A 13,606-nucleotide genomic window follows, 5' to 3' on the forward strand; every position below is an offset into this window, starting at 1 on the left:
TGCGAGGGAGTATTTGGTGAGCGAAGCATTCGCCTTCATGTTCGGCTTTTACGGCCTGCTGCTCGGCCTTGCCGTTGCCGAGGTCGCGTCCGGCTTCTCACGCGCCTATGACGAACGTCAAACCCGAGGAATGGGCATCGTCGCGCCCCTTTTCGGTATCCTTCTTCTTCTAGACTTGATCACGTTCTGGATGAATGCCTGGGCCTATCGTGAGCTGGCCGAGGTCAACTATATGTTGGCATATGTCGTCGCATTGGTCGCGTTGCTCTACTATTTCGCCGCCACCCAGGTTTTTCCGAAGGCGACGGAGAAGGACACGCTCGACAACCACATCATGGAGCACCGGCATGTCGTTGTCTTCTGCGTGCTGGCCAGCAACCTGATAACTCAGATCCCGAATGCGATTTCCGCATTCACCACGCCGTGGCCCCTATCGGACACCGCGATCTGGGCCAGCATGAACCTGATCTATTATGGGCTGCTCTGCACCGCCGCACTGGCGAAGAGCAAGAAGGTCGTGATCATCGTCGTTGCGTCCGCCATCCTGTTCGTCATCGGCGCAACAGCCATCTTCGCTTGATTGCCGACCAACTGTTCTACCGCATCGTGCTTTCACGCACCTGGAGTTCGAAGCCGAGGTCGATGATCGACGGGGAAACCGGGCGGTTCGCCAGGCGGTCGAGCACCATTTGCACGGAGCGCCGGCCGATCTCGTAGCGGGGCGTGCGCACGCTGGTCAGCGGCGGATAGGCGACGCGCATCATGTCGAGGTCGTTGAAGCCGCAGATGCCCATGCGGTGCGGCACGGCGATCGCCGCCCGCTGGCATTCGAACAGCACGCCCATCGCCAGGTCGTCATTGTTGCAGAAGACGGCGTCGAGGTCATGCGCCTTCGCCAGCGCATCCGCCAGCAATTGCCCGCCCAGGGATACGCTCGACGGGGTTAGCGTTGTGGTCACCAGCCTGGGGTCGAAGAGCTGCGCCTCTTCCAGCGCCCAGCGATAGCCGGCAAGGCGGCGCTGCGAGCGCGGGTCCATGCGGGCGCCGACGAAGCCGATGCGGCGATAGCCGGCCTCCAGCAGATGGTTGGTCGCCATCTTGCCGCCCTCGAAATGGGAAAAGCCGATCAGCATGTCGACCGGATCCTCGCCATGTTCCATGATCTGCACGACCGGGCAGCCGGCGGTTTCGAGCAGTTTTCGCGTGGTCTGCGTCTGGTCGATGCCCGACACGATCAGCGCCGATGGCCGCTGGCTCAGGAACATGCGGACCAGGCGTTCCTCTTCCCGGGGGGAATAGTGGGTGTTGCCCATCTGGATCTGCAGGGGGCTTTCGCCAAGCTCGTCATAGATGCCCCGCACCGTGTCGGCGAAGACGATGTTGGTCAGCGACGGCACGAGGACGCCGATCACGTCGGCGCGCGAGGAGGCGAGCGCGCGGGCATTGGGATCGGGCGCATAGCCGAGCTGGACGACCGCCGTGTCGATCTGGGCGCGCAGTTCGGCGGAGACGAGCGAGGGATCGCGCAGCGCGCGCGACACCGTGATCGCGGCGACGCCGGCGAGCTTGGCGACGTCGGCGATGGTCGGCCGGCCGCTGCCGCGCCGGCTTGCCCTGCGGCCCCGGTCCTTGGAGATGATGTCGTCTGCCACGTCGGCTCCTGCCAGAGCACTCCCGGTGAAACAGGATTAGCAGAGTGCTCTATCTCTTTGTTTCTGCGCCATTCTGAACAAAAATCCGCTGCGCATAAACGGCTCTAACTTCGGAAACGCAAGGTCTCGACATCCGTGCTGCCGACATACCAGTTCCGGGCGTCGACCTCATCGAAGACGATGGAGATTTCGCGCTCGGGAAGCCCGGTTGCCTCGGCAATCGCCGCCGCGATCTTGCTGCTGATCGCAGCTTTCTTGCCTGAAGGATCGTCCGCGAGGGTCTCGCGCACGATGGTGATGCGCACAAATGGCATTGCGAGCCTCCCGCCTCAATAGAGTTTTGCACCGTTGACCATAAGCCGCACCGCATAGAGCGAGCTGGTCGCGCAGATGTAGAGGATGTTGCGTTTGGGTCCGCCGAAGACGCAGTTTGCGGTGATCTCGGGAACCCGCACCTTGCCGATCAGCGTGCCGTCGGGGTGGTAGCAATGGATGCCGTCGCGGGCGCTGGTCCAGATCCGGCCTTCGTCATCCAGCCGGAAACCGTCGAACAGGCCGACGGTGCAATCGGCAAAGACGCGCCCGCCCGAAATTTTGCCTGCGGCGTCGACGTCGAAGACGCGCATATGCGCGGGGTTTTCCGGGCCGTGTGTGCGGCCGGTATCGACGACATAGAGCTGTTTTTCGTCGAGCGAGAAGGCGAGGCCGTTCGGCCGCACCATGTCGGTGATGACCGCGGTGATCTCGCCGGTCGCCGGGTCGACGCGGTAGACATGGCAGGCGCCGATCTCGCTTTCCGCCTTGTGGCCTTCATAGTCGGTCTCGATGCCATAGGCGGGATCGGTGAACCAGATGGAACCGTCCGAGCGCACGACCACGTCGTTGGGTGAATTCAACCGCTTGCCGTTCCAGTGCTTGGCGATCGTGGTGACGCTGCCATCGTGCTCGGTTCGGCTCACCCGCCGCCCGCCGTGCTCGCAGGTCAAAAGCCGGCCTTGCCGGTCCGTGGTGTTGCCGTTGGAAAAGTTCGACGGCTGGCGGAAGACGCTGACATGGCCGTCGGTCTCGTCATAGCGCAGCATGCGGTCGTTGGGGATGTCCGACCAGACGACATAGCGCCCCGCGGCAAAGTAGGCCGGGCCTTCGGCCCAGCGGCATCCCGTGTGCAGCTGCTCCACCCGGGCGCTGTGATTGACCAGACGGGCGAAGCGCCGGTCCAGAATTTCGAAATCGTCAGACATGGTATCTCCCCCTCATGGATTTATGATAGCGCTATCATATGTGAAGTGAATAGCTTTTCTGCATGCATGCTATTTGAATGCGAATATTCACTGATAATGGCCGATACGTCACGCTTTTCGACCCACAAAAATTCCTTTACAATTTATCATGGTAGCGCTAACCAAATGAAGGACAGCGGCGTTTTCGGGAGGAGAACCAGGACGCTTCGTCAAGGGTTGAGCCGGGCATCCAGCGTGCCGATGCCGGTGCTATTCGTGCTGTTTCCGCCTTCGGACCGACGGCCGAAAAAGGCGCGCGCCAAAAGGGAGGAAATGTCGATGGTGAAGTCACTCGCTGGCGGCATCGTTGCCGCTACTGCATTCCTGATGCTCGGATCCGCGGCCTATGCCGAGCCCGAGATCGTTACGGGACCGTCCGCCGAGCCAGAGTGTTTTGCACCCTGGTCCGCGGAGACCAAATTTCTCAAATTTCCGAAGAAGGATGGGCCTTATCGCATAGCCTTGGCGAACGGCTACATCGCCAACACCTGGCGCATCCAGATGGTGCAGACCGCCAAGGCTTACGCCGCGCAATCCGACGTTGCCGCCAAGCTGAAGGAGTTCAAGGTCGTCTCGACGGGTGAGGACGTGCCCGCCCAGATCTCGGCGATCAACAACTTCATCGATTCCGGCTATGACGCCATCGTCGTCAACGCCCAGAACCCGACCGCGTTTGCGCCCGTCATCAAGCGGGCGAAGGAAGCCGGCGTCGTGCTGGTCGCCTTCGACAACATCCTGGACACCGAGGACGCCATCAACGTCAATGTTGACCAGAAGGGTCTCGGCGAACTGTGGGGCGACTGGCTGGTCAAGCACCTGCCGGAAGGCGGCAAGGTGCTGGAGGTGCGCGGCGTCGCCGGCACGTCGGTCGATACCGACCGACACGAGGGCATCCATGAAAAGCTCAAGGCATCGGGCAAGACCTTCGATGTCACCGAGGTCATGGGCAAATGGGACGACGGCGTGGCCCAGAAGGTGACGGCGGATGCCATTGCGACCAGCGGCCCGTTCGACGGCATTACCGGCCAGGGCGGCGACACCGGCATCGTGCAGGCGATGATCGACGCCAAACATCCGTTCGTGCCTTTTGGCGGCGAGACGGAGAATGGTTTCCGCAAGTTCTGCGCCAAGTTTGCCTCCGAAGGGCTGAAATGCACCTCGGCAGGCTCCGGCCCGGCGCAGGTCGCGGTTGCGATCAAGACCGCGATCGCCGCACTCGAAGGCCAGGTCGTGCCGCAGGAGGTCAAGCTGCCGCTCGCCATCACGTCCGATCCGGACTTCAAGGACGGGCAGGACTATTTCCCGGCGGAATCCGACAACTTCTTCGTCGGCAATGCTTTCCCCAGCTGCGGCATCAATTTCACCGCGCAGGAGATCATGGGGCAGAGCAAGGAAAACCAGTAGGCCTTGGCAAGATCGGGCATCGCGCAATCGCGCGATGCCCCCTTCGGCAAAACGGTTTTCGGGGAGAGTAATGGAAAGTGCCGCACCGCTCTTTCGCATGGAAGGCATATCGAAACGCTATGGCGGCGTCCGGGCGCTTGAAAAGGCCGACCTGTCGGTAAGGGCAGGGGCGATCCATGCCATCCTGGGCGAGAACGGCGCGGGAAAATCGACGCTGATCAAGATCATGGCGGGCGTGGTGGCGCCGGACGAGGGGCAGATGATGCTCGACGGCCGGGCGGTGGATTTCGCTTCGCCGGCAGCGGCGAATGATGCCGGCATAGTCTGCGTCTTCCAGGAACTGTCGCTGATCCCCGAACTCAGCGTCGCTGACAATATCATCATCTCGAATCCGCCGACGCGCTTCGGCATGATCGACCGCAAGGCGCAGCGGCGCCTGGCGGAAGAGGCGCTGGCACGCGCCGGCGCCGCCGACATCCATCCTCTAGCATTGGTCAAGGACCTGCCGCTGTCTCGCCGGCAGATGGTGGAGATCGCCAAGGCGCTGGCGCGCAAGCCGCGCATCCTCATCCTCGACGAGGCGACCTCGGCGCTGACGGCGGCCGACGTGTCGAAGGTCTTCGCGGTGCTGAAGCGCCTGCGCGCGGAAGGGCTGGCGCTGCTCTACATCTCGCACCGCATGAACGAGATCGCCGAACTTGCCGACGACTGCACCGTCTTTCGCAACGGCAGCAAGGTCGCGAGCTATCCGGCGGGCTCCAGGAGCGACGAAGAGGTCATCGAAATGATGATCGGCCGCGAATATCACAGCGTCTATCCGCCGAAGCCGCAGCGCGCGCCGCAGGCGGTGCCTGTCCTCGAAGCGCGCAATCTTTCCTGGACGGACCGCCTTCAGGACATTTCCTTTTCCCTGCATGCCGGCGAAATCCTCGGCCTCGGCGGGCTGGACGGGCAGGGCCAGCGCGACCTGCTGCTGGCGCTGTTCGGCGTGCTGCGTGGGCTGCGCGGCACGGTGCATGTGGACGGCAAGCCGGTCGGCATCGGCAGCCCGGCGCAGGCCCGCGCGCAGGGCATCGGCATGGCGCTCATCCCGGAAGACCGCAAGACCGAGGGACTGATGCTGCCGATGACGGTGCGCGACAACCTTTCCTTCGCCTCCCTCGATCGCTTGACCCGCGGTGGCATCATCGACAGCGCCAAGGAGCAGGACTTCATCGACCGCATGATGACGCTGCTCGCCATCAAGGCCGGCAGCATCGACGCGCCGGTCGGCGCGCTTTCCGGCGGCAACCAGCAGAAGGTCGTCATCGCGAAATGGCTGATGCGCCAGCCGCGCATCATCCTGCTCAACGATCCGACGCGCGGCATCGATGTCGGAACCAAGCAGGAGATCTATCAGCTCCTGCGCCGGCTGGCGGACGAGGGCGCGGCGATCCTGTTCTACTCGACGGACTATGCCGAACTCATCGGCTGCTGCGACCGGGTCCTCGTGCTCTATGACGGCGCCGTGAAACGGGAGCTGGTGGGCGCGGAGATAACCGAACACGCCCTGATCGCCAGCGCGCTCAACATCCGCTCCGTCGAGAGCATGCACGAGGGAGCCGCGTCATGAAGGACTGGCAATACCGGCTGGCCGAGCAACGCGGCACGCTGACGGCGCTCACGATCTTCGTGGTGATGTTCGTGATCTATACGGCGAACCACCCGGCGGGCTTTACGGCCAATGTCGTGCAGACCGCGGCCAACAAGGGCGTGCTCCTCGCCTTTATCGCCATGGCGCAGACGCTGGTGGTCATCACCGCCGGCATCGACCTGTCGATCGGCATGATCTTCCTGCTCACCAATTGCCTGGCCTCCTGGCTGGTGGTCGGCACGCCGCTGGAGACGGCCTTCGGCGTGGTCGTCGTGCTGGCCGTCGGCGGGCTCTGCGGGGCGATCAACGGCGCCATCGTCATCTACGGTCGGCTCCAGCCCATCGTGGCGACGATCGCGACAGGCGCCGTCTATTTCGGCATTGCGCTGTTGCTGCGGCCGTTCCCGGGTGGGTCCGTCAACGAAGACCTCGCAGACGCCCTGACGGGGCGGATTTTCGGCAGCGTTCCGGCAAGCCTCGTCGCGCTTGCGGCGGTGGTCGTGCTGGTATGGGTGCCGTTCAGCCGGTCGGTCTATGGCCGTGCCGCCTATGCCGCCGGCTCTTCCGAAACCGCGGCCTACATGTCCGGCATGCCGATCCGGCGCGGCAAGTTCCTCGCCTATACGCTTGCGGGCTTCGTGGCGGCCATCGGCGGGCTTTTCCTCACCTTCTTCACCTATACCGGCGACGCGGCCTATGCGAGCGGCAACGCCTATACGCTGTTTTCGATTGCGGCCGTGGTTTTGGGCGGCGTGTCGCTGTTCGGCGGCAAGGGTAGCGCGATCGGCGCCGTCTTCGGCGCGCTGGCGTTCCGCACGATCGGCGACCTGCTGTTCGTCTTTGATCTCGATCCGCTCTGGCAACCGCTGTTCCAGGGCCTCATCCTGCTTGCGGCGGTCAGCCTCGGGGCTTTCGCGCTGTTTAGGGTGCGCAATCGGTTGGAGTGGTTCCTGTGAGCGAGACGGCAATGACGCGTGCAACGGGGCGCAAGCCGGGCTTCATCCACCGCTTCGATCCGGCGGTCCTGACGGCCTTCGGCTGCATCATCCTGCTTCTTGTGCTGGGCAGCCTGTACTCCCGCAACTTCCTGTCGCCGGATTATCTGTTGCAGCAGCTGAAGGTGGCGTCGTTCCTTGGCGTCATCGCCACGGGCATGATGCTCGTCATCCTGCTCGGGCAGATCGACCTTTCCGTGCCCTGGGCCGTGGCGACGGGCGCGATGATGGCCTGCGCGGCTGCCGCCTATGGTCCCTTCGGCGTTGCACTCGCCATCCCGTTCGGCATTCTCTGCGGCGTCGCCATCGGCGTCGTCAACGGCATCGGGGTCGCCTATCTGCGTATCCCCTCGATGATCGTGACGCTCGCCACCAATGCCGTCGCGCAGGGTGTAATGGTGGTCTATACCGGCGGCTTCTCGCCGCAGGATTCCGCCACGGCGGCGATGCGTTACCTCGCCACCGGCGGCCTCATCCCCGGCATCCCGAACGTCGTCTTCATCTGGGCGCTGATCGGCGGGGCCATGGTCTTCGTGCTCGGCCGCACCGGCTTCGGCCGCGCCGTCTACGGCATCGGCAACCGTGAGCGCGCCGCCTATCTCTCCGGCATCAACACCCGGCGCATCGTCATGATCGCCTTCGCCGTCTCGGGCGGCCTTTCGGCCTTCGGCGGCGTGCTGCTGGCAGGTTATGCCTCGAAAGCCGCGCAATCCATGGGCGACGCCTACCTGCTGCCGGCCATCGCCGCGGTCGTCTTGGGCGGAACCTCGATCCTCGGCGGCCGAGGCACCTATCTCGGCACCGTCGCCGGCGTCATCCTCATCACGCTGCTGCAATCGATCCTCTCCGTCATGCAGATGCCGGAAGCCGGGCGCCAGATCATATACGGCCTGGTGATCGTGCTCATGCTGCTGCTCTACGGCCGTGCACCGGCGAGCCGCTGAGCGGCCTGGACCCTGTTCCTATCCGACTGCGTTGGTTATACAGAGATATAACGACGACGGCGGACCTCACTTGCGGCCGTCCGATGCAGGAGGCCAGCATGGCGAACGCCATCCTCAGGAGAACGGTCGAGATCGTGCGTGAACGTCTCGGTCCCGCGCTCGACGACCTTACCATCGACCGTGTCGCCATCGGACTGTTCTTCACCGGCGTGAAGCTGTCGACGGGGCATGCGGGGGCTTGCGCCAGCCGGTCAAGGATATGCCGGAGGCCGTCTGTTGCCCCAGTTCCGCGATGGCGATGCCGTTTCCCGGCAAGCTGCGCGGCCGTCGCGCCGCAGACCTCCTCGACGAGGCCGTCGAACAGGTTGGAATCAGGCGCAGCGTCGGCATCGCAACGCTCAATGCGCTGGCGCAGATCGTCAATGAAAACCGCCCGCCGCAGGGTTTTGAGATCGTCGAGGGACTGGACGCTTTTGCCGGCGCTGAGGTTGGAGCGGGCGAGACCGTCGTCGTGGTCGGTGCTTTCGTGCCGTTCCTGCGCGAGCTGCGGAAAATCGGCGCCCGGCATTGGGTGCTGGAGAAGGACCCGTCCACCCTCAAGTCCCACGAGATGCCCTATTTCAAGGAGGCCGAAAGGGCGCCGGACGTGGTTCCCGAGGCGGACGTGCTGATCATCACCGGCACGACGCTGGCGAACGACACCCTTGGTTCACTGATCGCCCTGGCAAAACCGTCGGCCCGCATCGTCGTCGTCGGCCCGACCGTCACGATGATCCCCGACGCCTTCTTCGAGCGGGGCTGCCACATTCTCGGCGGCATCAAGGTCACCGATCCCGACGCCTTTCTTGCCGTCATCGCCGAGGGCGGGTCGGGCTATCACTTCTTCGGCAAATCGGCGGTCAAGATCACGCTGCGCAGGCAGGCCTAGCGCCTCGATCAAATGCCCGGAGGGACCCTTCAAACCGAACCGGTCTGAAGGGTCAGATTCCGACAGCCGGCGCAAGACCAACACCGCGCGAGGTTAGCCGACTTTGGGGATGGCGCCGTAGGCGAGTTTGCCCTTGTGGACGACGGCATTCCGGTTCGGGAGACGCGCGACCGCCTCGGCCGAGCAACTGGCGGGCACGAGGTTGAAGCTCGCGTCGTCGCCGGTCTTCGGCCACACCTGTTCGCCCTTGTCGTTGAGCGGCGCGACGAAGCCGGTCGCATAGCCCAGCGTGCGGTTGATCTCATATTCGATGCTGGAATAATCGATCCGGGCGATTTCGTTCGCCTTCTGCAACATGTCGCAATTGCCGAAGGAATCCCACCAGTCGATCACGCTGTCCGTGCCGCAGATGACATCGACCCCGGCCTCGTGCAGGTCGCGGATCGGCATCGCATACCGGCCGAGCGGAACCGCGGTGGCGAAAGTGACACCCAGCGCCTTCATGCGGGCGGCGAAGTCCTTGAGTTCCGGCTTGGAGAGCTCGGCCAGCGAGTAGGCATGGCTGAACGTCACGTTGCCCTGCAACTGCTTGTTCTGCTCCATGTGATCCATGATGCGGTTGAACGTGGGAATGGCGGTGTCGCGCGGATCGTGGACATGGATGTCTATGCCGACGTTGAAATCGATCGCGAGCTGAACCGTCGTGTCGACCGATTTTTCCATGTCGTTATCGAACGAGGCCGGATCGACGCCGCCGACATAGCTGACGCCACCCGATTGCAGCGCCTCGCGCATCAGGCCGACGCTGTCGGAAACCAGCAGGCCATGCTGCGGGAAGATGGCGATCTCCGACGTGAGCGTATCCTTGAACCGCGCAAGCGAGGTCTTGAGATGCTCAAGGTTCGCCAGCTCGCTGACCGGATCGACGTTGCAATGGGTGCGGCAGACGGTGGTGCCGCGTGAATGCATGAGGCGGATGATCGCGGCCGTGCGCTCCTCGGCCGTCGGCAGGAGTTTTAGCAGAAGCTCACGCTCCTGCGCGACGCGATCCACGCGAAAGTTCTGCGTGGGGATCGTCGCCTCCCAGGGGCCGCCGTAGAAGGTCTTGTCGATATGGGTGTGCATGTCGCGGAAGGTCGGCAGCATCAGCTGGCCCTGTGCGTCATAAGCCGCGGCACTCGCAGGAACGGGCGTCTTCGCGTCCAAGATCCCGGCAATCTTGCCGCCGGTGATGTGCAGCGTCTTCAGCTCGGTGCTGGTGTGCGTGATGACCGGCGCATCGAGCCACGGCTTCTTCTCCTCAACGAAACCAATCTCCAGACGCACATTGAGCAGATAGTAGGCGTCCGGCAACTTTTCCACGTCGATGACCGGGGTCGTGACGACGCTGACATCGATCGCCGACACCGTTTCCGCGGCGCCGGCGCTTCCCGCCAGACCAACCCCCAGCGCCAGACTTCCCGCACCAACGCCTCCCATAAAGCCGCGTCGCGACAGGCAGACTTGTGAACGATCCATTTTGTCCCCCTCCATCATGTTGCATGAATTGTACGCAATAATATCAATATATCGTATTCAATTTTTGCAAACGTCAAGCGTTTTTATGTATTATAAAAAAGCCGATTTTGGCAAACTCAAGCGCTTCTTCCAAGAAAGTCATCGCCCATTCGACGTCGAAAGCGCTTGCATCGCGTTGCTTGGCGAAGCGGCGATTAAAGTCGCAACGTAAGCCTTGAGGCATCAAGGCCATTCCATAATGGCAGCGTGCTTTGTGGTAAATTTTTGTAAGCAAAATTTCTTGACATTGCATACAAACATCGTAGCCTGAAGTTCCCAAAGGATGGAAAATCCTTTCGGACGATCCGAATTCCCAACATAACTCGAAGCCAGCGAGAACGCCGATGGATGTCGATATCAGAGCCGACCGTCACCTCACTCCACGCACGACCCTCGTGTTGTCCCGGTCCGAAATCGAAGGATTGGTGACCATGGCCGAGGTGATCGAGGTGGTCGAAGCCGCGCATGCCGATATGTCCAACGGTACGGCCGCGCAGCCGGCGGCGACCGCGATGAAGCTTCCTTCCGGCACGGGTGCCTTCCTGGCCATGCCGGCGCTTGCCGACCGGCAAGGGCTCGCCGTCGTCAAGCTTTTGGCCGATATTCCCGACAATACGGCGCGCAGCCTGCCGATGCAGCGCTCCGTGGCCCTGCTGGTGTCGCAGGAGACGGGCGCACCGGTGGCGATCTTCCACGGCCAGATCCCGACCCGCATCCGGACGGCGGCGGCGAGCGCTGTCGCCACGCGGCATCTGTCGCGCCCCGATAGCCGCGTGCTCGGACTGATCGGCGCGGGCGCCCTTGCTGTCGAGCATGTGCGCGCCATCTGTCAGGTCCGCTCCATTGAGCGCGTGGTGGTGTGGTCGCGATCGGCGGCCACTGTTGCCGGTTTCATCGAACGGGTCGGCAAGGATTTTCCCAATCTCGTGCTGGAGGCCGCCGCCTCGCCGCAGGATGTGTTTACGCAGGCCGATATCGTCTGCACGCTGACGCCGTCGCGCGAGGCCCATGTGGAGGGCGCCTGGTTCAAGTCGGGCCAGCACATCAACGCGGTCGGCGCGCCGCCGCGGCCGGACCATCGCGAGATCGATTCCGCCGGCATGGCGCGGGCGCGGGTCTTCCTCGACAGTCTGCCCATGGCGATGCACGATTCGGGCGATCTTCTGATGGCGATCGCCGAGGGCGCAATCACCAAGGAACAGGCGTCCACGGAGATCGGTGACGTCATCACAGGCGCTGCCTCAGGCCGGACGTCGACCGAGGAAATCACCCTGTTCAATTCCGTCGGCCTCGCCGTCCAGGACCTGGCGATCGGCGCGCTTCTTGTCGCAAGAGCGCGCGAAAAGGGCGTCGGCATGGAAATCGACCTCGCCGGCTAAGGCCCGCAGGCGACACCACAAATCGGCATTGGCCTGCGCTCTGGGGGGGCACCGGCCGTATTCACCGCGCGAACGGGTTTGCGTGGCCATGTCCGCATGGCTGCCGGATACCTGCGCATATGGGGAGGAGAGACATGGATAGAAACTTCATTTGGCGCAAGGGAGACTGGGGCGGCTACTTCGGCCTTCTTGCCAACAACCTGACCAATCTTCTGACGATGATCGCGCTTCTGGTCTTCGTCGTCGGTTTTCCCAAGGACATGGTCTACGGACGGATCGCGCCGGCCTTCGGCCTGGCAATTCTCGCCGCAAGCCTCTGGTACACCTATTTCGCCTATCGCCTGGTGAAATCCACCGGACGCACGGATGTCACGGCGCTCCCTTCGGGGCCGAGTTCGCCGTCGATCTTCACGGTGACGTTCCTCGTCATCCTGCCGGTCTACCTGCAAACCAAGGATGCTGAATTCGCCCTGCAGATTGCCCTGGTCTGGTGTGTCGTCGAGGCGATGATCCTCGCCGGCGGGTCCTTCTTCGGCGAAAAGATCCGGCAGATCATTCCCCGCACTGTGCTGCTGTCGTGCCTTGCCGGGCTTGGCCTGCTGCTGCTGGCGATGAACCCGATGCTGCAATCCTTCGAGACGCCGACCATCGCTTTCGTCGTCCTCGTGCTCATCTTCCTCAACTGGTTCGGCAAGAAGCCGCTTCTGCCGAAGGTTCCGACTGGCTTCCTGCTGCTCGCAACCGGCACGGTGCTGGCCTGGGCCTTCGGGTTGCAGAACCCGGCGGCGGTGGCGGAATCGCTCGGCACCTTCGGCTTCAATCCGCCGACGCTGCATGTCGGCAGCTTCCTCCAGGGCCTGCCGCATGCGCTGCCCTATCTTGCCTCGGCCGTGCCGCTCGGCCTCGCCAACTACGTGTTCGACCTTGAGAATATCGAGAGCGCGCATGCCGCCGGCGATCCCTATCCGACCCGCCAGGTGATGCTGGCGAACGGCCTGTCCTCGACGATCGGCGCCATGTTCGGCAATCCGTTCCCGGTGACGGTCTATATCGGCCATGCCGGCTGGAAATCCATCGGTGCAAGCACCGGCTATACGCTGTTTACCGGCATCAGCATGTTCCTGATCACGCTGTTCGGGCTCGGCGCCTTTCTACTGGCGGTCATCCCGATGGTCGCGGTGCTGCCGATCCTCGTCTATATCGGCGTGGTGACCTGCAACCAGGTGGTGCGCGAATCGCCCAAGAACGAAGTGCCGGTGATCTTCATCACCATGTTCCCGTGGATCGCGAACTGGGCATTGACGCTTCTGAACAACACGCTGTCGGCGGCCGGAACCAATGCCAAGACGGTGGGCGTGGAGGCGCTTGCGCACAAGGGCGTCTATTACCAGGGGCTTTCGAACCTCGGCAACGGCGCGCCGCTCAGCAGCATGACCTGGGGCTGCATCGCGATCTTCGCCATCACCGACCGCCCGATTGCCGGCGTGCTTGCGGCTCTTGTCGGCGCCGTGCTGACCTTCTTGGGCGTGATCCATGCCCCGACGGTCGGTATCGCGCAGGCCCAGGCCATGCCGCTGGTCTACGGCTATTGCATGATCGCCGGCATCTTCGCGCTTAAGCAGTATCTCAACCAGCGCGACGAGAGCATGGCAACGGTGGCGAAGCCTGCCGGCGAATGATCTGACATAACCGGCGCCCCGAACACGCCTGCGACCGGCGGGGGGGGGGGCCCCCCCCGCCCCCGCCCGCCCCCGCGGGCCGGGGGGATGCGGGGTGGGGGGGCGGGGGGGTTTTTACGCCCGGGCGGGGGTGGGGGGTGGGGTTTTGAAAGGGG

General features: G+C 63.4%; 13 protein-coding genes and 1 pseudogene. 9 read left to right on the forward strand and 5 right to left on the reverse strand.

All coding sequences use genetic code 11. The annotated features are described in order from the left end of the window. The first annotated feature begins 16 nt into the window (after nucleotides 1-16). Nucleotides 17-580, forward strand: coding sequence for a hypothetical protein (locus J2Y63_RS17945; protein WP_435267186.1), 564 nt, complete (start codon nucleotides 17-19; stop codon nucleotides 578-580). 16 nt (nucleotides 581-596) lie between these two features. On the opposite strand, the gene J2Y63_RS17950 is transcribed toward J2Y63_RS17945, so the two are convergent. The 3 genes from J2Y63_RS17950 to J2Y63_RS17960 form a co-directional block, all read right to left on the reverse strand. Beyond that, complete coding sequence (locus tag J2Y63_RS17950) at nucleotides 597-1,652, reverse strand: LacI family DNA-binding transcriptional regulator (RefSeq protein WP_435267187.1); 1,056 nt, start codon at nucleotides 1,650-1,652, stop codon at nucleotides 597-599. 104 nt (nucleotides 1,653-1,756) lie between these two features. Continuing rightward, nucleotides 1,757-1,966: a tautomerase family protein gene (locus tag J2Y63_RS17955; protein WP_435267188.1), complete on the reverse strand. Its 210-nt coding sequence runs from the start codon at nucleotides 1,964-1,966 to the stop codon at nucleotides 1,757-1,759. A gap of 15 nt (nucleotides 1,967-1,981) precedes the next feature. After that, nucleotides 1,982-2,893: an SMP-30/gluconolactonase/LRE family protein gene (locus J2Y63_RS17960; protein WP_435267189.1), complete on the reverse strand. Its 912-nt coding sequence runs from the start codon at nucleotides 2,891-2,893 to the stop codon at nucleotides 1,982-1,984. A 318-nt stretch (nucleotides 2,894-3,211) separates the two neighbouring features. Between J2Y63_RS17960 and J2Y63_RS17965 the strand changes: the two genes are divergently transcribed. The 6 genes and pseudogenes from J2Y63_RS17965 to J2Y63_RS17990 all read left to right on the forward strand — a co-directional run bounded on the left by J2Y63_RS17965 (nucleotide 3,212) and on the right by J2Y63_RS17990 (nucleotide 8,836). After that, on the forward strand, nucleotides 3,212-4,336 hold the full coding sequence (locus tag J2Y63_RS17965) for a sugar ABC transporter substrate-binding protein (RefSeq protein ID WP_435267190.1): 1,125 nt from the start codon (nucleotides 3,212-3,214) through the stop codon (nucleotides 4,334-4,336). A gap of 70 nt (nucleotides 4,337-4,406) precedes the next feature. After that, on the forward strand, nucleotides 4,407-5,948 hold the full coding sequence (locus J2Y63_RS17970; RefSeq protein WP_435267191.1) for a sugar ABC transporter ATP-binding protein: 1,542 nt from the start codon (nucleotides 4,407-4,409) through the stop codon (nucleotides 5,946-5,948). Beyond that, complete coding sequence (locus J2Y63_RS17975; protein WP_435267192.1) at nucleotides 5,945-6,925, forward strand: ABC transporter permease; 981 nt, start codon at nucleotides 5,945-5,947, stop codon at nucleotides 6,923-6,925. Before J2Y63_RS17970 ends, J2Y63_RS17975 begins: the two co-directional genes overlap by 4 nt. A gap of 11 nt (nucleotides 6,926-6,936) precedes the next feature. After that, nucleotides 6,937-7,908, forward strand: coding sequence for an ABC transporter permease (locus J2Y63_RS17980; protein WP_435267193.1), 972 nt, complete (start codon nucleotides 6,937-6,939; stop codon nucleotides 7,906-7,908). Nucleotides 7,909-8,006: 98 nt separating this feature from the next. After that, nucleotides 8,007-8,144, forward strand: a pseudogene (locus J2Y63_RS17985) (enolase N-terminal-like fold-containing protein); the annotation flags it as partial. 56 nt (nucleotides 8,145-8,200) lie between these two features. Further along, nucleotides 8,201-8,836, forward strand: a complete 636-nt coding sequence (locus J2Y63_RS17990; protein ID WP_435267194.1) for a Rossmann-like domain-containing protein — start codon at nucleotides 8,201-8,203, stop codon at nucleotides 8,834-8,836. Between the two features lie 93 nt (nucleotides 8,837-8,929). Here the strand turns inward: J2Y63_RS17990 and J2Y63_RS17995 are convergent, their stop codons facing one another. Together J2Y63_RS17995 and J2Y63_RS18000 are read right to left on the reverse strand one after the other, a co-directional pair. Next, on the reverse strand, nucleotides 8,930-10,354 hold the full coding sequence (locus J2Y63_RS17995) for an amidohydrolase (RefSeq protein ID WP_435267195.1): 1,425 nt from the start codon (nucleotides 10,352-10,354) through the stop codon (nucleotides 8,930-8,932). 73 nt (nucleotides 10,355-10,427) lie between these two features. Then, nucleotides 10,428-10,673, reverse strand: a complete 246-nt coding sequence (locus J2Y63_RS18000) for a hypothetical protein (protein WP_435267196.1) — start codon at nucleotides 10,671-10,673, stop codon at nucleotides 10,428-10,430. 64 nt (nucleotides 10,674-10,737) lie between these two features. Here J2Y63_RS18000 and J2Y63_RS18005 point away from each other — a divergent pair, with 64 nt between their 5' ends. Then, the gene (locus J2Y63_RS18005; protein ID WP_435267197.1) at nucleotides 10,738-11,772 is read left to right on the forward strand and encodes an ornithine cyclodeaminase family protein; all 1,035 of its coding nucleotides are present in this window, start codon (nucleotides 10,738-10,740) and stop codon (nucleotides 11,770-11,772) included. Nucleotides 11,773-11,906: 134 nt separating this feature from the next. Further along, nucleotides 11,907-13,451 (forward strand): regulator, encoded by a 1,545-nt coding sequence (locus J2Y63_RS18010; protein WP_435267198.1) that lies wholly within the window; start codon nucleotides 11,907-11,909, stop codon nucleotides 13,449-13,451. The last annotated feature ends 155 nt before the right edge of the window (nucleotides 13,452-13,606 follow it).

Source organism: Shinella sp. BE166, assembly GCF_051201095.1.
In the GTDB taxonomy this organism is placed as follows: domain Bacteria; phylum Pseudomonadota; class Alphaproteobacteria; order Rhizobiales; family Rhizobiaceae; genus Shinella; species Shinella lacus.